Here is a 21,073-nt window from a genome sequence, read left to right as displayed (position 1 = left end):
AATCGATCGTTGGAATGGGCGAACGCAGGAAGGAACATTTCTTTTCCAAAGGGGAATGTTCATGAAGTATAAAATCGCCTGTGCCGCACTGGCGCTTATGTCCAGCGCGCCGGCCTTTGCCCAGGAAGAGCCGACCAAGCCCGTTACCGTCACCGGCAGCGTGGGCCTGGTTTCCGACTATCGTTTTCGCGGCGTTTCGCAGTCCGACAAGGGCATGGCCGTCCAGGGTGGCATCACGCTGACGCATGAAACAGGCCTTTACGCCGGCACCTGGGGTTCGAACCTCGGCGGCTGGGGCCGGTTCGGCGGTTCCAACATGGAGCTGGACCTGTTCGCCGGCTACGCCGTTCCGCTGGGCGGCGCGACGCTCGACGTCGGCCTGACCTGGTATATGTATCCCTCGGGCGCCGACACGACCGACTTCGCCGAACCCTATGTCAAGCTGTCGTCGCAGCTTGGCCCGGTCAAGGGTCTGCTGGGCGTCGCCTATGCACCCAAGCAGAAGGCTCTGGGAACCGTTTGCAGCGATTCGGCCTGCACGATCTTCGATCCGGGCGCCAAGGGCGACAACCTCTACATCTGGGGCGACATCAGCGGCGCGCTCCCCAATACGCCGGTCACGCTGAAGGCGCATCTGGGCTATTCGGACGGTAATCCCGGCCTTGGTCCGCGCGGCACCTCGATCGCGCCGACCGGCAAATATCTCGACTGGATGGTCGGCGCTGATGCCGCCATTCCGGGTACGCCGCTGACGGTTGGTATCGCCTATGTCGACACCGACATCTCCAAGTCCGACCGCGCCCATCTGGTGGGGGCTTTCGAAGTCCTGGAAAACAGCAAGGGCAACGGCAAGTCGATTTCGAGCGGCCAGGTGGTCTTTTCGCTGACCGCCGCTTTCTAAAATAGGCAATGCCGGGCCTGGTTCGCCGGGTCCGGCATGACCCATTCTTGCTGCTCTCGTCCCGCATCTTTTCCTAAGCATGACAAATTGTTGCTGGATCTTCGGCATCCCGTTTCGGCAGGCGGGTCCGGTTGACCCCCGGAGGGGCGGTCCCTATCTCGCAACCTTATGAACCAACCGTGCCGCCAGCCCGCATGACAGCTCCGTCGATCATCCTTGTCGAAGACGATCCGCCGCTTCGTACCCTGACAGCGCGCGCGCTTCAGGAACATGGCTATGAGGTGCGGCCCGCATCCTCCGGCCCCGAAATGTGGATCGCCCTTGACGCCGGTCCGGCCGATCTCGTCGTGCTCGATGTCATGTTGCCGGGCACCAACGGCATCGACCTGTGCCGCCAGTTGCGGCGCAAGAGCGATGTGCCGATCATCTTCATCAGCGCCAAAGGCAGCGAAACCGACCGCATCGTCGGGCTGGAGCTGGGCGCTGACGATTATCTGCCCAAGCCCTTCGGCACCCGCGAACTGATCGCCCGCATCCGTGCGATCCTGCGCCGCGTCGGCGTGGAGCGCGGGCCGGACGATCATCGTGAGACCGAAGCCCGCTTCGACGGTTGGATCGTCAATTTCCCGCGCCGCGAGTTGCGCTCCCCCACTGGAGGAATCGTCGATCTGACCGGCGCGGAGTTCGACCTGCTGGTGAGCTTCCTTGGCCATCCGCAGCGGGTCATCGCGCGCGAGCGGCTGATCGAACTGTCCCGCACCCGCATGGGCGACAGTTCCGATCGCAGCATCGACGTGCTAGTCAGCCGCCTGCGCCGCAAGCTTTCCACGCAGGAACAGGGCGCGCCCATCACCACGGTCCGGGGCGTGGGTTATATGTTCAATGCCGAGGTCAGCCGCGCTTGAGGCGGCATGTCAGCCGATCGCTCGGCCTGGTCGGCCGTTTGTTCGCGATCCTGCTGCTGACTCTGACGCTGGAATTTGCCGTTGGCACGCTGATCTACGAGCGCGCCAGCCATTTGTCGTTGCAGGATGACGATGCCCGGCGGCTGGCCGAACATCTGGTGATCGCCCGCAAATTGATGATCGAGCAGCCGCCGGAGGACCGGCGGGCGCTTGCGATCCAGTTGACCACCGATCGATACGATATCCACTGGGCACCGACCGCACCGCCCGCGCCGCCGCTCGCGCCCGAACTGGAGCGGATGCGGCGGCAGGTCGTCGCGTGGGAGCCTTCGCTGGAAGCAGCGGGCCTGCGCCTGCGCCTGACCTCGCCGGGGCGCATGTCCGAAATCAGCGGCGGCATGGTGCTGGCCGACGGCAGCTGGCTGCAATTCGGGATGCGGCATGCCGGCGGGCGCTGGGAATTTACGATCGGGCGCATGGGTCTGGCGCTCATCCCCGTCATCGCACTGCTGGTCGTTGGCGGCATCATGATCCAGCGAACGCTCGCGCCGCTGCGCGACCTGACCCGCGCGACCGAGCGGATCGGCCTCAGCGACCGGGTCGAGGTGCAGGAAGCAGGCGCCAATGATGTGCGCAACCTCATCCGCGCTTTCAACGCCATGCAGGAGCGTATTCATCGCCTGATCGCGGAACGGACCGAGACGCTGGCGGCGGTCGGCCATGACCTGCGCACGCCGCTGGCGCGGCTGCAATTGCGACTGGACGATGTGCCGGATGCGGAGTCGCGCGGCGCGATGGAGGGCGACCTTGCCGAAATGGGCGAGATGATCGAATCGCTGCTCGCCTTTCTGGGTGGCGAAAAGGACCCGGAGCCGGCCGCCCGCACCGACCTCGCGGTGACACTGGCGACGATCGTCGACGGGTTTCAGGATCAGGATCGCGATGTGCTCTATGACGGCCCCGATCATCTGGAATTGGTCGCGCGCCCGCACGGGCTGCGCCGGGCGATCGTCAACCTGGTGGAAAATGCGCTCCATTATGGCGATTGCGCACGGGTTTCGCTGGTCGCGGAGGACGATATGGCGGTGGTCCGGGTCGATGATGATGGTCCCGGCATCCCCGATGACCGGCTTGCCGATGTGCTCACCCCGTTCACGCGCCTCGACACCGCGCGCAGCCGCAATACGCGCGGGCTGGGCCTTGGTCTCGCCATCGTCGATCGCGCGGTCGCGCGCGAAGGGGGGCTATTGACGCTCATCAACCGGCCCGAAGGCGGGTTGCGCGCCGAAATTCGCCTCGCGCTCAGGCCATCGTCGGCGACGCTGTGATCGAGCCGTACAAACAGAAACTCGTTCCGAACAAGCAAAACTCGTTTACGCTCGCCGCGCCAGCCGGGTAATCGACAAGCCTGTTCAACAAGAGGCGTCCATGACGGCAGGCATCGAAGACGGGGATTCTATCCTCGAAGGCTATTGGGACATCGACCGGCTGGTGGCCGATCTCGGCGCGGCGCGGAGCCGCTGGCGGCAGGAGCAGCAGCATCATGCCGAATATGGGGCGGAAGGATTCCCTTCCCGCGCCAACCTGGCCAAGATCATGGCGTCGCTGTGCGGGGCGCTGTTCCCGCTGCGCCTGGGTCCCAGCTTCGTGCGGCTGCACAATGAGGACGCCTTCGTCGCAGAGACACTCCAGACCGTGCTTAGCCGCCTCTATGGCCAGATCCGGCTGGAACTCATCTATGCATTGAGAGGCGAGGCGGCGCCGGTGGTCGATCGCGAAGCGGCCCGTATCATCACCGGCTTCGCGCAAAGCCTGCCCACCCTGCGCGTGCTGCTCGACAGTGATGTGGAGGCCGCCTTCCTGGGCGATCCGGCGGCGCGCAGTGTGGACGAAGTGCTGATCTGCTATCCGAGCATGCTTGCGATCATCCACCATCGCCTCGCCCATCGCCTGTATGATCTCGGTGCGCCGCTGGTGGCGCGGATCGTCTCCGAAATCGCCCATTCACGCACCGGCATCGATATCCACCCCGGCGCGACGATCGGTCACAGCTTCTTCATCGACCATGGCACGGGCGTCGTCATCGGCGAAACCGCGATCGTGGGTGATCGGGTGCGGCTGTATCAGGGCGTGACGCTCGGCGCGCGCAGCTTTCCGGCGGATGAGAAGGGCGCGCTCGAAAAGGCGATTCCGCGCCATCCGATCATCGAGGATGACGTCGTCATCTATGCCGGCGCGACCATATTGGGCCGCATCATCGTGGGCAGCCGGTCGGTGATCGGCGGCAATGTCTGGCTGACCGAAAGCCTGCCTGCCGACAGCCAGGTCCGGCAGGCGCGCGCCCATTATGAGGTGACGAGCCGGGCCGAAGTCTCCGCCCCCCATCGCGTCCACGCCTTGCTGGAAGAAGGGGACGAGGCAGATCGGCAGGCTGGCTGACGGGCTATCGGGCCGCGCAGCTATCGCCATCGCCCGCAATCAGGTCGAGGCAACGGCCGTCAATTGCCGCTTTGGGCACCGGCAGGCCGATCAGCGCGGCGAGGCTGGGCATGATGTCCACCGTCTCGACGCCGAGCGGCTGTTCGAAATGGCGCATTCCCTTGCGCCAGAACAGGATGGGCACGCGGCGGTCGATATCCCAGGGGCTGCCATGCGTGGCGACGGCGCCCTTCGTGCCATCCGGGATCGGCGTGACGCGGGGCTTCAGCAGTAGAAGCAGGTCGCCCGATCGCTGTGCATCGAAACCGGCGCGCGCTTCCTGCAGCAGGGTCCAGCTTTCGGGCGGTCCCGAAGGCGCTGGCGACGCGGCGATCTGCGCCTTGGTAAAGACGGTCTCCACCTGCGGATGGGCGCGCAACAGGCTCAGCGTCTCCGCCTCCACCCGCTTGCGCTGGGCGCTGATCAGTCCCTTGTCGAAATAGAGGTCGCCTGCCGGGCCGTCGCCCCATATCAGCGTCCGACCGGCAAGGCCCGTCTTTGCGCCGATCGTGGCGTTCAATGCCTTGGGCGTCAGCGCCGGATCGACGCGGCTCTCCATCGGCATGGCGTTTTCGCGATGCCGCTCGGGCAGGTCATGGCCGCCATGATCGGCGGTCAGCACCACGATATAGTCGATGCCGTCCTTGTCGAGCCGGTCAAAGAAAGCGCCCAGTTCGCGATCGAGCCGGTCGATCTGGATGCAGCTTTCGGTCCCTTCGGTGCCATAGGCGTGGCCGATCAGGTCGGTCGCCGACAGGCCGATGGAGATGATGTCGGTCTGCGCCTGTCGGCCAAGGCCCATCGTCTCGATCGCCCCGGCGGCCAGCACCAGCGTCAGCGCATCCTGCTCGGGTGACGCGCGGAATTTGGCAAAATCGCCGGCGTCGCGCACGAAGCGTCCGGTGCCGACCGACTTGCCCGACCCGACGACGACCGGGAAATCCTTCGCCTCGCATTGCGGGGGCAGTTCGAAGCCCGGATTGGCGGTGGCGAGTTGTTTCGCCAGCGCTTCATTGACCTTTGCGACCAGCGGCCGCGTGGGAATGTCCTTGTAACTGACATAGCCCTTGGGGCTGAGCCACCAGACCTGATCGGCGGTCGGGCCGCCCATCATGATCGCGGCGCGATCCTTGCCCGCGACCGAGACGACCCGCGTTGCGGGGTTGGCGATCTTCATGCGCCCCCCGAGCGTCGGCACCTTGAGATGGATCGGCGAAGCGACATAATTATCGCTGCTGCTGCCGGGCTGGCTTTCATCCTCGGCGCAATAGACCGCTTTATCGGCGCGCGCGGTGGATAGGTCGAACCATGTGTTGGCGATGATGCCGGTGCGCGAGGGGCGGCTGCCGGTCAGGATGGTCGAATGGCCGGGGCAGGTTTCGGTCGCGGCATGGCTTTGATAGCCGCGCGGAAACACCGCCCCTTGCGTCAGGCGCTTGAGACCGCCGCTATAATATTGGCGATATTCGCTGAACAGGTCGGCGGAAAACTGATCGACGGCGATGGCGACGATCAGCTTGGGCGGCGTTGCGGGCATGGCCACCGGGGCCGGGGGAGAGACCGGCTGTTGCGCCATCGCCGGGGCGGCGGTCGCGATCAGCAGGGCAGCGGCGACGCTTATCTTCATGGGGCCAGCACCTTCTCTTGCCTTGACGCGCAGCGCCACCGGACCTAGCCCGCTGAGTTGCACGAAACCAGAGGCCCGATGCGGATTTTTCATGTCCTTCTGATGACATTGGCGATGGTCTTTGCAACCACCGCCGATGCGCAGGGCGCGCCCGGAGCATTTGGCGGCGGCGCGCCGCACATCGCCGCGCGGCTGGTAGCCGAAAGCGCAACTCCCGCGCCGGGCCGGGCGACGACCATCGCCTTTGCCATGGTGCCCGAGCCGGGCTGGCACGGCTATTGGGAAAATCCGGGCGATGTGGGTCTTGGCATGACCGTCAAATGGACGTTGCCGCCGGGAGTCACGGTCGGCCCGTTACGCTATCCCGTGCCCGAAACGTTGCTGATCGCGGGCCTGATGAACCACGTCTATGAAGGCCCCTATGCCGTGTTGGCGAGCCTGAACGTGGCGTCCGGGGTCAAGGCGGGAACCCGCCTGCCGGTGCGGGTGCAGGCCGACTGGCTCGCCTGCACCGACAAAATCTGCGTGCCGCAAAGCGGAGAGATGGCGCTCGATCTGATCGCGGGCGATGGAGCGATCGCGTCCCCCGCGCGCGCGCAGTTCGACCGCTGGCGTACCCATCTGCCCCGGCCCCTGGGCGCGCAGGCGACCTTCGCCGTGACCGGCGGCAAGCTGCGTCTTTCCATACCCTTTCCCGCCAGCGCACAGGCGAGCGACGTCCATCTTTTTCCGCTTGCGGAAGGACTGACGCGCTATGCCGCGCCCCAGTCGATCAGCCGCGACGGCGACCGCCTGCTGATCGAGACGGACGCCGCGCAGGGCGGCGCAACGGGCGCGGTACAGGCGGTGTTGCGCACCGGCGATCATGTCGGCTTCCTGCTCACCGCGCGGCCCGGCCATGTCCCGATCTCCGCGCGAGGCTCGATCACGACGATTGTGCTGGCCTTGGGCGGCGCTCTGCTGGGCGGCTTGCTGCTCAACATCATGCCGTGCGTTTTTCCGATCCTTGGCCTTAAGCTGCTCAGCCTCGCGCGGGCCGGGGGGGACGAGCGCGCGGTGCGGCGCGAGGCGCTGGCCTATGGTGCCGGGGTGATCGCGACCTGTCTCGCGCTGGGCGGGTTGCTGCTGGGCTTGCGCGCGGCGGGCAGCGCAGTCGGATGGGCCTTCCAGTTGCAGGACCCGCGCATCATCCTGACGCTGTTGCTGCTGGTGACGGCGATCGCCTTCAATCTCGCGGGGCTGTTCGATCTTCCGGCGTTCGGCGGCGGCGGGAAGCTCGCTGCACGCGGCGGCACGGCGGGCGCATTCTGGACCGGCGCGCTCGTCGCGTTCGTGGCGACGCCCTGCACCGGCCCGTTCATGGGCGCTGCGATGGGTGCCGCACTGGTGCTGCCGCTCGCCGCAGCGCTGGCGGTGTTCGCGGGTCTCGGGCTGGGGCTTGCGCTGCCATTCATGCTGCTCGCCTATGTCCCGTCCTGGCGCAGTCGCTTGCCCAAACCCGGCGCGTGGATGAGCGCGCTTCAAAAAATCCTCGCCATCCCGATGTTCCTGACCGCACTCGGCCTCGCCTGGCTACTGGGTCAGCAGCGCGGCGTGGCCGGGATGACGATCGGTCTGGTCGCGGCGCTGGGTGTGGCGATGTTGCTATGGTGGCTGGGCGACCGGCAACGCAAGGGCAGGGGCGGCTGGGTGGCGGTCGGGATAGCGGCGCTGGTACTGCTGGCGGTCACTATCACGCTTCTTCCTGCCCGCGCGCCGGCCCTTGTGGCGCAATCTGACTCCGTTCGCTTTGATGAAGCCCGGCTTGCCAGCCTGCGCGCGGCGAACAAGCCCGTCTTTCTCTACTTCACCGCCGACTGGTGCCTGACCTGCAAGGCGAACGAAGCCGCCGCCATCGACCGTGCCGAAACACGCGCGGCTTTCCAGAAGGCGGGCGTCACGGTGATGGTCGGCGACTGGACCAATGCCGATCCCGCAATCAGCCGCTTCCTCGAAGCGCAGGGCCGTTCGGGCGTGCCGCTCTATCTATGGTATGCGCCCGGCCAGTCGCCCCAGACGCTGCCGCAACTGCTGACCCCGGCGACACTCACGGCGCTGGTGCGCTGATGGCGAAGGCCCGCGCGGATCAACTGCTCGTCGACCGGGGGCTGGCTGAAAGCCGGGCGCGGGCGCAGGCGCTTATTCTCGCGGGCCTCGTCTATCTGGGCGACCGCAAGATCGACAAGGCCGGGCAGCAGGTCGCCGACGATGCGGTGCTGGACGTACGCGGCCGCGACCATCCTTGGGTCTCGCGCGGTGGCGTCAAGCTGGCGCACGCAATCGCTCATTTCGCACTGGACGTCACCGGCATGGTGGCGATGGATGTCGGCAGTTCGACAGGCGGCTTTACTGACGTGCTGCTGACGAACGGCGCCGCGCGCGTCTATGCCGTGGACAGCGGCACCAACCAGTTGGCGTGGAAATTGCGCTCCGACCCGCGCGTCATCGTGCATGAACAGACGAGCGCGCGCATTCTGACCGCCGACCATGTTCCAGAGCCGGTCGACATCATCGTCTGCGATGCGAGCTTCATCGCGCTATCGAAGGTGCTTGAGCGGCCCATGAGCTTTGCCCGGCCCGGCGCGCTGATGGTCGCCCTCATCAAGCCGCAATTCGAGGCGGGCCGGGACGAGGTCGGCAAGGGCGGGGTCGTGCGCGATGCGGTTGTTCATGATCGGGTCTGCGCCGATGTGCGTGACTGGATAGAAGGGCAAGGATGGCGGGTCGAAGGGATCACGCCCAGTCCGATCACGGGTCCGCAAGGCAATGTCGAATTTCTCATCCACGCGCGTCTTGGCGGAAAATAAGATGCCGTTCGTTCCATGGGTTGCGATACAAATTGCGACATAGGTCGTCATTGCGTCGCTCTGAAAGGCCCGTTAGCGCGTTCCCATGCGATCCTCCTTCTCCCTCGCCACGATCATTCTGTCACTGCCCCTTGCGCTAGGCGCTTGCGGTGGCGGCAAGGCGCAAAAGCCACGCCCGACCGCGCTGGTCGAGGTCGCCCCCATCGGTTCCGCGCCCTTTACGGATGCGCTCGATGCCGTCGGCACGGCGCTTGCCAATGAACAGGTCGTGCTGTCCGCGCCGGTGACGGAACGGATCACCGCGATCCACTTCGCCGATGGCGGCTATGTCGCGCGCGGGCAGGTGATTGCGACGCTGGCGCAGGGGCAGGAAACGGCCGAGCTTGCCGCCGCCAATGCGCAGGCACTTCAGGCGCAGCAGCAGCTGACCCGGATAGAGGCGCTCAAGACGCGCGGCTTCGCCACTACCGCCAGCCTCGACCAGCAGGTCGCAACGGCGAACGCAGCCCGCGCCAACGCGCAACTTGCGCGCGCCTCGATTGGCGACCGGGTCATTCGCGCGCCTTTTTCCGGCTGGGCGAGCCTGCGCACAGTATCGGCCGGGACGGTCGTTACCGCTGGCACGCCGATTGCGACGGTCAGCGACATTTCGCGCATCAAGCTGGATTTCACCATTCCCGAAACCCGCCTGTCCTCGATCCGCGCGGGCCAGCAGATACGGGTCCTCTCGGCTGCGTGGCCCGACCGCCCGTTCAATGGGACCATCGCCACGATCGATCCGGTGATCGATGCGGCGACCCGATCGGTCAGGGTGCGCGCGATCCTGCCCAATCCCGACCGTGCGCTCAAGCCCGGCATGCTGCTGACGGTCAGCATTCTCTCCCGCCAGCGCCAGTCGCTCGCCGCGCCGGAACTCGCCGTGGTGGGCGATGGCGACAACCGCTATCTCTATGTCGTTGAAGATCATAAGGCCAAGCGGGTTCCGGTGCGCACCGGCAGTCGCCAGAACGGGCTGGTCGAGATACTGGACGGGGTAAAGCGGGGACAGCCGGTCGTGACCGAAGGGGTGGTCAAGCTGACGGACGGAGCAACGGTACGCCTGCCGGGCGAAAAGCCCAAGGGCGGCGGCGCATCCGGAAAGGCCGGCTAGGGCGCCTTCCGATGCAGCTTTCCGATCTTTCCGTCCGCCGCCCGGTCTTTTCCGCGGTCATCGCGGTGTTGCTCTGCATCGCCGGGATCGTCGGCTATCGCAGCCTGACAGTGCGCGAATATCCCGACACCGATCCCCCGATCGTATCGGTGGAAACAACCTACACCGGCGCTGCCGCATCGGTTGTGGAAACGCGCATCACCCAGGTTCTGGAAGATTCCGTCGCGGGCATTCAGGGCATTCAGGCGATCACGTCCACATCGCAGGACGGCGCGTCTAACATCAACATCGAGTTCAACCCCTCGCGGGATATCGATTCCGCCGCGAACGATGTGCGTGACCGGGTCGGCGCCGCAATTCAGGATCTGCCCGAGGACGCGCTGGCGCCGGAGATTCGCAAGGTCGATGCCGACGCCCGGCCGATCCTGTTCATTTCCTTCTCGCATCCCCGCTGGACGCCCATTCAGATTACCGACTATCTCGACCGGAATGTGAACGACCGCTTTTCGGCCATCGACGGCGTCGCGCGCGTTTTCATCGCGGGCGAGGCGCGGCCATCGACCCGCGTCTGGTTGGACTCTCGGAAACTCGCCGCGTTCGGACTGACTCCAGCCGACATCGAAAATGCTCTGCGGGCGCAGAATGTCGAACTGCCCGCCGGCCGTTTCGAATCGAAGGACCAGAACCAGACGTTGCGGGTCGAACGATCCTTCTCGACGCCCGAACAGTTTGCGCAACTCGTCGTCGGACGCGGCGCGGACGGCTATCAGGTCAAGCTGGGCGATGTCGCGCGGATCGAGCAGGGCGCGGAAAATCCCTATTCCGCGTTCCGCGTCAACGGCGGGACGGCGGTCGGTCTTGGCATCATCCGCCAGTCCGGCGCCAATACCCTCCAGGTTGCCGATCAGGCAAAGGCGCTGATGAATCAACTCCAGCCGACCATGCCGCCCGGCATGAAAATGCAGGTCGGTACGGACGAATCGCTGTTCATCAGCCGCGCCATCGAAAATGTTTACGACACGCTGGCGGAAGCAGCATTGCTCGTAATCCTCGTCATCTTCCTTTTTCTGGGATCGGTACGGGCGACGCTGGTGCCCGCAGTCACCGTGCCCATCTGCCTGCTTGCGACCTGCGCGGTCATGTGGGTGCTCGGGCTGTCGATCAATCTTCTGACGCTTTTGGCCTTCGTGCTGGCGATCGGACTGGTCGTCGACGACGCCATCGTCGTGCTCGAAAATGTCTATCATCGCGTCGAACAGGGCGATGATCCTCTGGTCGCCGCCTATCTCGGCACGCGCCAGGTCGGCTTTGCGATCATTTCAACGACATTGGTCGTGTGCGCCGTATTCGTGCCGGTCATGTTCCTGGCGGGCCAGACGGGGCTGTTGTTCCGGGAGCTCGCCATCGCGATGATCGCGGCGATCGCCTTTTCGGGCTTCATATCGCTCAGCCTCGCGCCGATGCTGTGTTCCAAATTGCTCAAGACCGCCGAACGCGGACGGCTGGCGCGCTGGGTGGATGATCGCTTCAAAAGTCTCGAAGGGGCCTATGCGCGCGGCCTCGACCGGGTCCTGCGCCGGCCGTTGCTCCCGCTGCTGGGCGTGCTGTTGTTTCTTGGGCTGGCGGCTGCGGCTTTCTCCATCCTGCCGAATGAACTTGCGCCTGCCGAAGATACCGGCGTCGTGGACGGGCAGGTCAACGCCCCCGAAGGTACGGGCTTCGCGCGCATGCTCGTCTATTTGAAACGGATCGAACATGATCTCGAGCCACTGCGCAAGGACGGTACGGTCCGCGTCCTGATCGCCCGCGCGCCGGCTGGCTCCGGCACGACGGATGATTTCAACAGCGGCAACATCATCGCTTTCCTGCGGCCCTGGGAGGATCGGTCGATCACCACGGCGAAGGTCGCCGACGCGATCAACAAGATCATCGCCGATCAGCCCGGCGTGCGCGGCAATGTCGCGCCGCGCTCGGGCCTTGGCCGCGGTCGCGGATTGCCGGTCAACATCGTGCTCGCGGGTTCTACGTACGAAGGGCTGGTGGCCGCGCGTGATCGCATTACGGCGGCCGCCGCCAGCAATCCGGGACTCATCAATCTCGATAGCGATTATAAGGAAACCAAGCCCCAGATGCGGGTGGAGGTGAACCAGCAGCGTGCGGGCGACCTCGGCGTATCGGTGAACGATGTGAGCCAGGCTTTGCAGACCCTGCTCGGATCGCGCCGGGTCACCACCTATGTCGATCGCGGCAAGGAGTATCGGGTCCTCGTTCAGGCGGCTGACAGTGAACGACAGACCCTTGCGGATCTCGAGCGCATCCAGGTGCGCACGCGCAGCGGCGAACTTGTTCCGCTATCGGCTGTCGTGACGATACGCGAGGTCGCCGGGCCGCGCCAGCTTAACCGCTATAACAAACTGCGGGCCATCACGCTGACCGCCGCGCTGGCGCCCGGCTATTCGCTGGGCGAGGCGCTGACCTATCTTGAGGGGCTGGCGCGGCAGTCGCCCGAAGTGCTGGCGATCGGCTATCGTGGCGAAAGCCAGTCGCTGCGTGAAACCGGCGGATCGATCTGGCTGATTTTCGGCCTGACCATCCTGCTCGTCTATCTGCTGCTGGCGGCCCAGTTCGAAAGCTTCATCCATCCCGGCATCATCATCGCGACGGTGCCGCTGGCGGTCGCGGGCGGCGTGCTGGGGCTGGCGGTCACGGCGGGGACCATCAACCTCTATAGCCAGATCGGCATCGTCATGCTGGTGGGCCTGGCCGCCAAGAACGGCATATTGATCGTTGAATTCGCCAACCAGTTGCGGGACGAGGGACTGGATGTCGCGCAGGCCGTGCGGCAGGCGGCGCAGCGCCGCCTGCGCCCCATCCTGATGACTTCGATCGCGACGGTGATCGGGGCCGTGCCGCTCGTCGTGCGCGGCGGCGCGGGGGCAGCCTCGCGGCATAGTATCGGGGTAGTGATCGTGTTCGGCGTTTCGCTGGCGACGCTCATCACGCTGTTCCTGATCCCGATCTTCTATTCGCGGGTTGCGGGGCGCACGGTTTCCCCGCAAACCGTGGGCCGGCGGCTGGATTCGGCGCTTGGGGATTCGCCCGAAGCCGCCGAATAGGAACGTCGGAGTGCAGCGCTTTTGGATTGGCGTGCAGACCATATGTCCAGAAAGCGCGTGAGCGGGGAGCAGCGTTACGGATGAACGAGATCGCGTCACCGGGGCAATTACGCCTGGCCTATCTGCGCTGGGCGCTGTTCACCATTCCCGTGATCGTCTTTCTTGGCTATCTCTCTGGCCGCCTCGCCAATAGCGGCTATGATAATCGCTGGTTCGCGGCGCTCGCCAAGCCCGCGCTCATGCCGCCCGGCTGGCTGTTCGGCGTCGCCTGGACGATCCTGTATATTTTGATGGCGCTGGCCTTTGCGATGGTGCTGCATGCGCGCGGCGCGCGGGGGCGGGGATTGGCGATCGCACTGTTTCTGGGCCAGTTCCTGCTCAACCTGCTCTGGTCGCCCCTTTTCTTCCGCGCGCATCAGGTCGGTAGCGCGCTTGTCCTGATCCTCCTGTTGCTGGTCGCCGTCGCCGCCACGACGATTTTGTTCGGGCGGGTGCGGCGCGCGGCGGGTCTGTTGCTGCTGCCCTATCTCGCCTGGCTCGTTTTCGCGGCCTATCTCAACTATGAGATCGGCCGGCTCAATCCCGATGCCGCGACCCTTGTCGCACCCGCCTTGCGGACCCAGATATAGGTTACAGCGCCGCCCCGGCGCGCAGATAGGAACAGACCCATGCAGAGCGAGAACCGCATTTTCGATGATCTGGCGAAGCTGGTGAACGGCGCGGCCGGCACCGTCGCCGGCATGACCCGCGAGTTTGAAAGCACCGCCCGCGAAAAGGCGAAGGAATGGATCGGCGGCGCGGATTTCGTGTCGCGCGAGGAGTTTGACTCGGTCAAGGCGCTGGCGGCGTCGGCGCGCGAGGAGGTGGAGTTGCTCAAGGCGCGGATCGACGCGCTCGAAGGACGGACCACCGAGGTCGTGACCAAGTCGGTGCGTGGCAAGGGCAAGGATGCCGGCGCGGCATAGGCCGATGCGGCTTGCTGATGTTCCTGCCTGTCCTTTCCGATTTCGCGATGCTAAGGCGCGCGGATGATGGACAGCGACGAATTTGAACATTCGGGGCAGGAAGCCGCGCCGATCGACATGCTGGCGGCCTATTTCGAAGCGCATGACTGGACTTTCGAACAGGTGGGCGAAGACGAGATCGTCGCCAACACCCAGGGATCATGGGCGCAATATGAATTGCGCGGCATCTGGCGCGACGAAGATCAGGTGCTGCAATTGCTGGCGCTGCCCGACATACGGGTCGGCGACGACAAGCGCGGGGTCGTCTACGAGACGCTGGGCCTTATCAACGAGCAGCTTTGGCTCGGTCATTTTGAATTATGGTCGTCGAGCGGCATCATTCTGTTCCGGCATGGCGCGCTGCTGGGACCGGGCGGCACGCTGACGCTCGATCAGGCGCAACTGCTGGTGGAAACCGCGATCGACGAATGCGAGCGCTTCTATCCGGTGTTCCAGTTCGTTCTGTGGGGCGGCAAAAGTCCGTCCGAAGCGATTTCCGCAAGCCTTATCGAAACCCGCGGCGAAGCCTGAGCGGCCCTGGATGACGATCGACTGGCCCCCCCATCTGTTTCTCGTCGGCTGCGGGAATATGGCCGGGCAGATATTGTCGCGCTGGCTTGCCTGCGGGCTTGATCCGGCGCGGGTGACGGTGTTGCGCCCGAGCGGACGGGCGGTGGCCGACGGAGTTGCTGTCGTCACCGATTATCCGCCCGCGCTTCCAGCCGGCACGCTCGTCCTGTTGGGGATGAAGCCCCACCAGATTGGCGCGGTGGCCGATGCGCTCGCTCCGCACTGCCGGGCGGATACACCCATGGTTTCGATCCTCGCCGGGACGACGCTCGCGGAACTGCGCGCCCGCTTTCCGATGGTGCATGATATCGTGCGCGCAATGCCGAACCTGCCTGTCGGGATCGGGCAGGGCGTGACCGCGCTTTATGCTGATGTACGGACATCGACGGATGTAACGGCACAAGTCGAAACGCTGATCGCGCCGCTCGGCCAGGCCGAATGGATCGCCGACGAGGCGCAGTTCAATGCGGTCACGGCGCTGTCGGGATGTGGGCCGGCCTTTCTGTTCCGCTTTGTCGATGCGCTGGCGCGGGCGGCGGAGGCGATCGGCATTCCGGCCGAACAAGCGGCGCGTATGGCGCTGGGCACCGTGCAGGGAGCGGCCAGCATGGCGGCCAGCGCTTCCGATAGTCCGGCGGCCCTTGCCGATCAGGTCGCCAGCCCCGGCGGTATGACGCGCAAAGGGCTGGACATGCTTGACGCCGACGACCGTCTGCTCCGCCTGCTTGTCGACACCCTGGTCGCGGCAAGGGACCGGGGCGATGCGATGGCGCGGGGCGAATGAAGCCTTAAACTTTCCCATTCAAGATCGCCGGAGGATATCCATGTCCGATGCTACTGCGCCCATGCTGATCCTCACCACCGGCGGCACGATCGACAAGGTCTATTTCGACGCGCTGTCGGACTATCAGGTAGGCGAGACCGTGGTAACGAAGATATTGGAGGTCGCGCGCGTCAAGCGCGCCTTCCGGATCGAGGAAGTCGTGCGCAAGGATAGTCTGGAACTGGACGATGCGGATCGCGCGATGCTGCGGGATCGGGTGCTGGCCGCGCCAGAGCAGCATATCGTCATTACCCACGGCACCGACACGATGACGGAAACGGCCAAAATCCTGGCCGATGTCGAAGGCAAGACGATCGTGCTGGTGGGGGCCTTAGCGCCTGCACGCTTTGGCGAAAGCGATGCCAGCTTCAACCTCGGCATGGCCTTCGCCACCGCGCAGATCGCGTCGCCCGGCGTCTATATCACGATGAGCGGATCGGTATTCCGTGCCGACCGGGTGGTGAAGGATCGCGACAAGGGTGCGTTCGTCCCCATCGGGGATTGAATCAGCCGAGATCCTGCATATCGGGCATGTCAGCCGGCACAGCATGACCGCGCAGCGCCCGGCGGCTGGCCAGACCCATCATGGCGAAAGCAGCGATCGACGCGATGATGTTCGCGATCGCCGCGCCGATCGTGCCGTAGATCGGCAACAATATCGCCTGCATGCCCAGCAGGAGAGCGGTCGAAACGAAGGTCAGGCGCAGCGAAAGGCCCGATCTGTCCGTCGCCATCAGCAGCGGACGATAGCTGACCCCGACCAGATCGATGCAGGCGGAAACCCCCAGCAGCAGCAACAGGGGATAGGCGGGCAGAAACGCTTTGCCCGCGATCAGGCCAAGTAGCGGGTGGCCGATCGACAGGATCAGGGCGATGATGACCGCGCCCGCGATCATCGCCAGCCGGTTTGTGCGCCGGAACAGCGACCGCAGCGCTTCCGCGCCGTGGCTCGAATGAGTGCGGGTCAGTTCGACGAAGATGCTGCGCGAGAGCAGGGTTGAAATTTTCGTCAGTGATTGGGCCAACTGGTTGGCAAGGCGATAGAGACCCGCGCCCACGGGTCCCACGAACAGCCCGACAACCAGCACCGCGACCTGCTGGCCGACGGATGCCAGGGTGGTCTGGAGGTTGGTGGCGGTCAAAAAGCCGACGATGCCCGGATTTTCCTTCACGGCGTCGAGCGTCCGGCCAGCCCGCCAATGCCCGATCCGTCCCCGCCCGATGCGCAGCGCCAGCCCCCAATAGGTGGCGGCGCAAAGCAATTCCGCCGCTGCCCAGCTCAGGAGGAAGCCGGTGATGTTGGGCATTAACAGCAGCGCCAGCGCCGCGCCGATCATGCGCCCGACGGGGATCATGGTTTCTGCGATCGCGCCGGAATCGAAACGGTCGAACAAGCGCAATATGCCGGTGGGGCTAGAGCGGATGGTGATCATCATCACCATGCAGAACAGCCAAGCCTGCAAGCCCATGGCGGGCGAAAGGTCCAGCAGGCCGCCGAACAGCAGGACGATCGCCCCTGCCACGATACCGCCGACGATCGCCGACGCGAGGTCGATGAGGATGCAGAAGCGCAATACGCGATTGAGCGCGTCGCCGCCCGCAGCCTTGTCCATCGCCGCCAGATGCGGCTGGCCATAGCGCACGACTATCTGCCAGCTATCGAAGCTGACGAGCGTCCTGATGACCTGCGCGGCGCTCAACACCAGCGCAAACCGGCCATAATCGGCAACGCCCAGCGTCCGCGTGACGATCGCCAGATAGGCGAGGCTCAGCACCGCGCCCACGCCCTTGCCGCCCAGCAGCCAGCCGGTATTGGCGAGGATGCGGGCGAACCCTTCCTGCGCTCCACCCGATCCGCGCATTGTCTTCACTGCTTCTGCCGGCCTTTCCATCGCGCCCGTGCGGCGCGGGTCCATCTAGGACGGACGGTGGCGCAGGGCAAACGGCCAATCGGGTTCGCAGCAGCCGCTTCCAAAGCGGACGAAAGCGCGATAGGGCGGCGCGATGAGCATCACCAAAGCCATCATCCTGTCTGCGGGGCAGGGATCGCGCCTTCTCCCCCTGACGCGCGACGTGCCCAAATGCATGATCGACTTCAACGGCCGCACCCTCATCAGCTGGCAGGTCGCGGCGCTCGCGGCCAATGGTGTGACCGACATCGTCGTCGTCACGGGCTTCCGCACCGAGCGGGTGGAGGATCACGCGCTTCAGCTCTATCGCGACACCGGAGTGCGGATCAGGACGCTGTTCAATCCCTTCTTTCAGGTGGCCGACAATCTGGGCACCTGCTGGATCGCGCGCGAGGAGATGGATCGCGACTTCATCATCCTTAATGGTGACACCATCGTGTCCGAAGAGATCGTGACGCGGCTGATCGCCGGAGCGCAGGACGCGATCACCGTCACGGTGGACGTCAAGAGCGGCGATTATGACGATGACGACATGAAGGTCAGCCGCGACGAGAGCGGACGGCTGCACGCCATCGGCAAACGGCTGCTGCCCCCCGATACCAACGCCGAATCGATCGGCATGCTGGCCTTCACCGGCGAAGGTCCGGCGATTTTCCGCAGCCAGATCGACCAGATGATGCGCACGCCAGAAGGGGTCGAGCGCTGGTATCTCCGCGCCATCGACCTGATCGCAAAGGGCAATCGCGTGGGCACCGTCTCGATCGAAGGTCTGGATTGGCAGGAGGTCGACTTCCCGCAGGATGTCGAGGCTGCAACCGCCCTTACCGGGCGCTGGGTCGCCGAAGGACGTTATGCGAAATAGGATTTGAGCCATTCGGTCAGCGCTGCGACCTGCGTATCGTCCAGCCTGACCGCCTTGCCAAGCTCGGGCTGTCCAGGCCAGCCGGCATCGCCGACGGTCACGCCATGGGCCCTGCGTTCCCCTTCGTAGCGAGGGAGCACGTGAAAATGGACATGGGGATCGACCATCATCAGCATCAGATAGTTGATCCGGGCATAGCCGACGGCACGCGAGAGCGCAGCCTCGATCGCGCCCGTCACTATCTTCAATTCCGCATGTGCCTCTGCCGGCAGATCGCCGAATGCTCCCGCATCGGATGTGGCGGCCAGCACCAGCGATCCCAGCGTCGGCTGCGCGGGGCGCAACAGGACGACCCAATGATCGAACGCGGCCACCAGCGTTGCGGGATAGCCGAATTTGACGATCGTATCGTTCATCATGCGGTTTCCAGCCAGCTGCGGATCGTGTCGCCGCGCGCGCGGGCGGCGTAGGCTTGCATCAATTGCACCCCATGAACCAAGAGCGAGATCGCGGTCCACCATGCCACGGCTATCAGGCCGATATCGGGCCGGCCGCACAGCAGCGCCGCGAACAGGATCACCATATTGGGATTGCGCCGCGCGGTGATCAGGCGAAAGCGGGTGTCGAACCGCCGCCACACATGGATATGCATGCCAAAGGCACGCATGAAAATGCCCTCGATCACGCGTTGCAGCACATAGCCGGCGAGAATCACCGCCATCGTCAGCCAGAAACTCTCGGGATCAAGAGCCAGCCCCCATGTCGGCAGGCCGATGCCCCAGGCATACCACCAGAAGGGCGGATGGATCAGGTCGATCCCATGGTCGAATATGTCGCCCCATTTCGACGAGGTGATGGTACAGCGCGCCAGCTTCCCGTCGACCGTGTCGAGCACCATGAAGACGAAGCCGACCAGAATGCCGGTCCAGTAGAGTCCTTGCGCGAACAACAAGGTTGCGGCCACGCAGCAGAGTGCGCCGATGGCCGTCACCATATTGGGCGTCATACCGATCCGCGCCGCGCCGCGCGTCAGCCAGAAGGCAAGTTCCGGCCACAGATATTTGGTCAGCAGATCGGTCACGCCCTTGTAGGCGCCGAAATAGCTGCGGCGCTCGATCGCGGGGCGGCTTTGCGGCGTCAGTTTTTGGGCGAACGGGGTCTCCAGCTTGCGCAGCTGGGAATTGTAGATGAGGGGGCTGTGCGACAGCTCTATGGCATCGGCGGGGCGATCCCCCTGACCGGAGGGCAGCTGAGCTACGATCAGTTCGCCGTCCAGCGTAAAGGCGGTGCCCGGCGTCCTGAGCACCTCGCGCAGCAGCAGCGGGTCGAACACATGGTTCAGGCTGATCGTGAGGACATGGCCGTCCGCCAGCCTGTCGCCCCGGCCGGCCGACTCCCGCACCATGCGGCGACACCGTTCCGCCGTCGACATGCCCCATATGCGGGTGTCGCACGCGCCGATCAGCGTCACGGGACCGATCGGTGAAGAAAGCTGCTGGGTGGGAAGACTGGTCATCCTGCGTCCGTAAGCGGCGCGCGGAACAAAAGAAAGACATGGCGATATTTTGGCCGGTCCCGATGATGGCCCGATCCCCGGCGTTTCAGGCGAGATCATGTTCCCGCTGCAACAGGGCAACCCACTGCGCGAGACAATGGTCGATCGCCCAGTGCCGCGCGCCCGCCGCCTGGCCGGTTCGCGAGCGTCCTACCGCCAGTTCGGCAGCGATGGCGTCGGCGAGGCTCGGCGGATCATCGATTCGCGCCAGCGAGCCATAGGGCCCGCGCTGCACGACCTCCCGATTCCCGGTGGGGCAATCGGTCACGGCGAGCGGCAGGCCGCAGGCGAGCGCTTCAATGAGGGCATTGCTCGCGCCCTCCCAGCGCGATCCGCTGACGAACAGGTCGCACTTTGCCAAAAACGCGAATGGATTTTCGCGATATCCGGCGAAGCTGACCCGGTCGGCAACACCCAGTCGTGAGGCCTGTGCGTGCAAATTTCTCACATCCCTGTGGCCGCCCGCGCCGATGATGATGAGTCGCGCGCCGAGATCGGCAGGCAGCAACGCCAGCGAATCGATGATCGAATCGAACCCCTTTTGATGGGTGAGGCGTCCCATGGCGACGAGCACCGGCCCGCCGGGCTGGTGAAGAAAGCGATGGTCGCAGGGGGCGGCCTTCAGCCGATCGATTCGATCGAGATCGACGCCATTGGGGATCGCCGCCAGGCGGCACGGCAATTGCGCCTCCCGCAATTCATCGGCCAGTTCTTCGGAAACGGCGACGACAAAATCCTGCCCGCCGAATTTGAGGCGGATGTCCCGGAGCGTGCTGCGGCGGGATCGGCCGGCCCGCTGGCTCGAATTGCTGGCGCGCGCGCCGCATCGCATCGCCTTGCGGCGACCGCTCAGCCAGATGCTTACCCGACTGGGGAGCAGCATATGATTGCCGCCACACAGGAAGAGGGCGGGCCGGAGCCGGCGGATCGCCAAGGCGAGGCCGATAATATTGGCAAGGAGATCAAGTGGACGCCATTTGAACGTCAGGCCGGCGCCGGTCTCGACGATCGGCAGGTCGGCGGGCACGCGCTCGCGCAGCGGCCCCTGGTCGCGCACAACCCATAATTGCACCGCGATACCCGCTTCCCGCAAGGCGAGCGCGATTTCGATCGATTTCGCCACCGTGCCGCTGGCGCGGAAGTCATAATTGGCAATGGCGATCATGGCCCACTTTTAGATAAGGGAGCAGACAAAAGGAGCGGGTGCCGTGGTGCTCTCTAACGAAGCCGGACGCCGCCCGCAAAGCCCTTTAACAGGCGTGAACACGATGAATCATTAAAAAGGTGACATATTGGTCTTTTCGCGGGCGCTTCCTTTGGCTATCG

At 65.0% G+C, this 21,073-nt stretch carries 19 protein-coding genes; 14 read left to right on the top strand and 5 right to left on the bottom strand.

Annotated features, from left to right (window positions below):
* The first annotated feature begins 55 nt into the window (after positions 1-55).
* From ACODSN_RS11575 to epsC, 4 genes are all read left to right on the top strand, one after another.
* The gene (locus ACODSN_RS11575; protein ID WP_489055538.1) at positions 56-901 is read left to right on the top strand and encodes a TorF family putative porin; all 846 of its coding nucleotides are present in this window, start codon (positions 56-58) and stop codon (positions 899-901) included.
* A gap of 194 nt (positions 902-1,095) precedes the next feature.
* Positions 1,096-1,806 (top strand): response regulator transcription factor, encoded by a 711-nt coding sequence (locus ACODSN_RS11570; protein ID WP_489055701.1) that lies wholly within the window; start codon positions 1,096-1,098, stop codon positions 1,804-1,806.
* Positions 1,803-3,134 carry an ATP-binding protein gene (locus tag ACODSN_RS11565; RefSeq protein ID WP_489055536.1) on the top strand — a complete coding sequence of 444 codons (1,332 nt, stop codon included), beginning with the start codon at positions 1,803-1,805 and terminating at the stop codon, positions 3,132-3,134. The genes ACODSN_RS11570 and ACODSN_RS11565 overlap by 4 nt, the downstream gene beginning before the upstream one ends.
* 100 nt (positions 3,135-3,234) lie before the next feature.
* Complete coding sequence (gene epsC, locus ACODSN_RS11560) at positions 3,235-4,245, top strand: serine O-acetyltransferase EpsC (protein WP_489055534.1); 1,011 nt, start codon at positions 3,235-3,237, stop codon at positions 4,243-4,245.
* A gap of 4 nt (positions 4,246-4,249) precedes the next feature.
* Here the strand turns inward: epsC and ACODSN_RS11555 are convergent, their stop codons facing one another.
* Positions 4,250-5,911 carry an alkaline phosphatase family protein gene (locus ACODSN_RS11555; RefSeq protein WP_489055699.1) on the bottom strand — a complete coding sequence of 554 codons (1,662 nt, stop codon included), beginning with the start codon at positions 5,909-5,911 and terminating at the stop codon, positions 4,250-4,252.
* Positions 5,912-5,989: 78 nt separating this feature from the next.
* Between ACODSN_RS11555 and ACODSN_RS11550 the strand changes: the two genes are divergently transcribed.
* The 9 genes from ACODSN_RS11550 (at position 5,990) to ACODSN_RS11510 (ending at position 15,925) form a co-directional block, all read left to right on the top strand.
* Positions 5,990-8,017, top strand: coding sequence for a protein-disulfide reductase DsbD family protein (locus ACODSN_RS11550; RefSeq protein ID WP_489055532.1), 2,028 nt, complete (start codon positions 5,990-5,992; stop codon positions 8,015-8,017).
* On the top strand, positions 8,017-8,757 hold the full coding sequence (locus ACODSN_RS11545; RefSeq protein WP_489055530.1) for a TlyA family RNA methyltransferase: 741 nt from the start codon (positions 8,017-8,019) through the stop codon (positions 8,755-8,757). Before ACODSN_RS11550 ends, ACODSN_RS11545 begins: the two co-directional genes overlap by 1 nt.
* 85 nt (positions 8,758-8,842) lie before the next feature.
* Positions 8,843-9,907, top strand: a complete 1,065-nt coding sequence (locus ACODSN_RS11540; RefSeq protein ID WP_489055528.1) for an efflux RND transporter periplasmic adaptor subunit — start codon at positions 8,843-8,845, stop codon at positions 9,905-9,907.
* Between the two features lie 11 nt (positions 9,908-9,918).
* Positions 9,919-13,023, top strand: a complete 3,105-nt coding sequence (locus ACODSN_RS11535) for an efflux RND transporter permease subunit (protein ID WP_489055527.1) — start codon at positions 9,919-9,921, stop codon at positions 13,021-13,023.
* 80 nt (positions 13,024-13,103) lie between these two features.
* The gene (locus ACODSN_RS11530) at positions 13,104-13,652 is read left to right on the top strand and encodes a TspO/MBR family protein (RefSeq protein ID WP_489055525.1); all 549 of its coding nucleotides are present in this window, start codon (positions 13,104-13,106) and stop codon (positions 13,650-13,652) included.
* 39 nt (positions 13,653-13,691) lie between these two features.
* Entirely contained in the window at positions 13,692-13,988 is a 297-nt protein-coding gene (locus ACODSN_RS11525; protein ID WP_489055524.1) for an accessory factor UbiK family protein, read from the top strand.
* A gap of 63 nt (positions 13,989-14,051) precedes the next feature.
* A complete protein-coding gene (locus ACODSN_RS11520; RefSeq protein ID WP_489055522.1) occupies positions 14,052-14,558 on the top strand; it encodes a type III secretion system chaperone family protein in 507 nt (168 codons plus the stop codon).
* Positions 14,559-14,568: 10 nt separating this feature from the next.
* Positions 14,569-15,381, top strand: coding sequence for a pyrroline-5-carboxylate reductase (gene proC / locus ACODSN_RS11515; protein WP_489055520.1), 813 nt, complete (start codon positions 14,569-14,571; stop codon positions 15,379-15,381).
* A 40-nt stretch (positions 15,382-15,421) separates the two neighbouring features.
* Entirely contained in the window at positions 15,422-15,925 is a 504-nt protein-coding gene (locus ACODSN_RS11510) for an asparaginase domain-containing protein (protein ID WP_489055519.1), read from the top strand.
* 1 nt (position 15,926) lies between these two features.
* Here the strand turns inward: ACODSN_RS11510 and ACODSN_RS11505 are convergent, their stop codons facing one another.
* A complete protein-coding gene (locus ACODSN_RS11505) occupies positions 15,927-17,282 on the bottom strand; it encodes a lipopolysaccharide biosynthesis protein (RefSeq protein WP_489055697.1) in 1,356 nt (451 codons plus the stop codon).
* A 142-nt stretch (positions 17,283-17,424) separates the two neighbouring features.
* Between ACODSN_RS11505 and ACODSN_RS11500 the strand changes: the two genes are divergently transcribed.
* The gene (locus ACODSN_RS11500) at positions 17,425-18,192 is read left to right on the top strand and encodes a phosphocholine cytidylyltransferase family protein (protein ID WP_489055517.1); all 768 of its coding nucleotides are present in this window, start codon (positions 17,425-17,427) and stop codon (positions 18,190-18,192) included.
* Here ACODSN_RS11500 and ACODSN_RS11495 read toward each other — a convergent pair.
* The 3 genes from ACODSN_RS11495 to ACODSN_RS11485 form a co-directional block, all read right to left on the bottom strand.
* Positions 18,180-18,608, bottom strand: coding sequence for an HIT family protein (locus ACODSN_RS11495; RefSeq protein ID WP_489055695.1), 429 nt, complete (start codon positions 18,606-18,608; stop codon positions 18,180-18,182). The two genes, ACODSN_RS11500 and ACODSN_RS11495, sit on opposite strands and share 13 nt — an antisense overlap.
* Positions 18,608-19,708 (bottom strand): CDP-alcohol phosphatidyltransferase family protein, encoded by a 1,101-nt coding sequence (locus tag ACODSN_RS11490; RefSeq protein ID WP_489055515.1) that lies wholly within the window; start codon positions 19,706-19,708, stop codon positions 18,608-18,610. Before ACODSN_RS11490 ends, ACODSN_RS11495 begins: the two co-directional genes overlap by 1 nt.
* A gap of 85 nt (positions 19,709-19,793) precedes the next feature.
* Positions 19,794-20,912, bottom strand: a complete 1,119-nt coding sequence (locus tag ACODSN_RS11485; RefSeq protein WP_489055513.1) for a glycosyltransferase — start codon at positions 20,910-20,912, stop codon at positions 19,794-19,796.
* Positions 20,913-21,073: the final 161 nt, after the last annotated feature.

The sequence above is a fragment of the Sphingobium sp. FG11 genome, from assembly GCF_057809915.1.
Note: the sequence above shows the minus strand (reverse complement) of the source record. Positions and strands in the feature narration are given on the sequence as shown.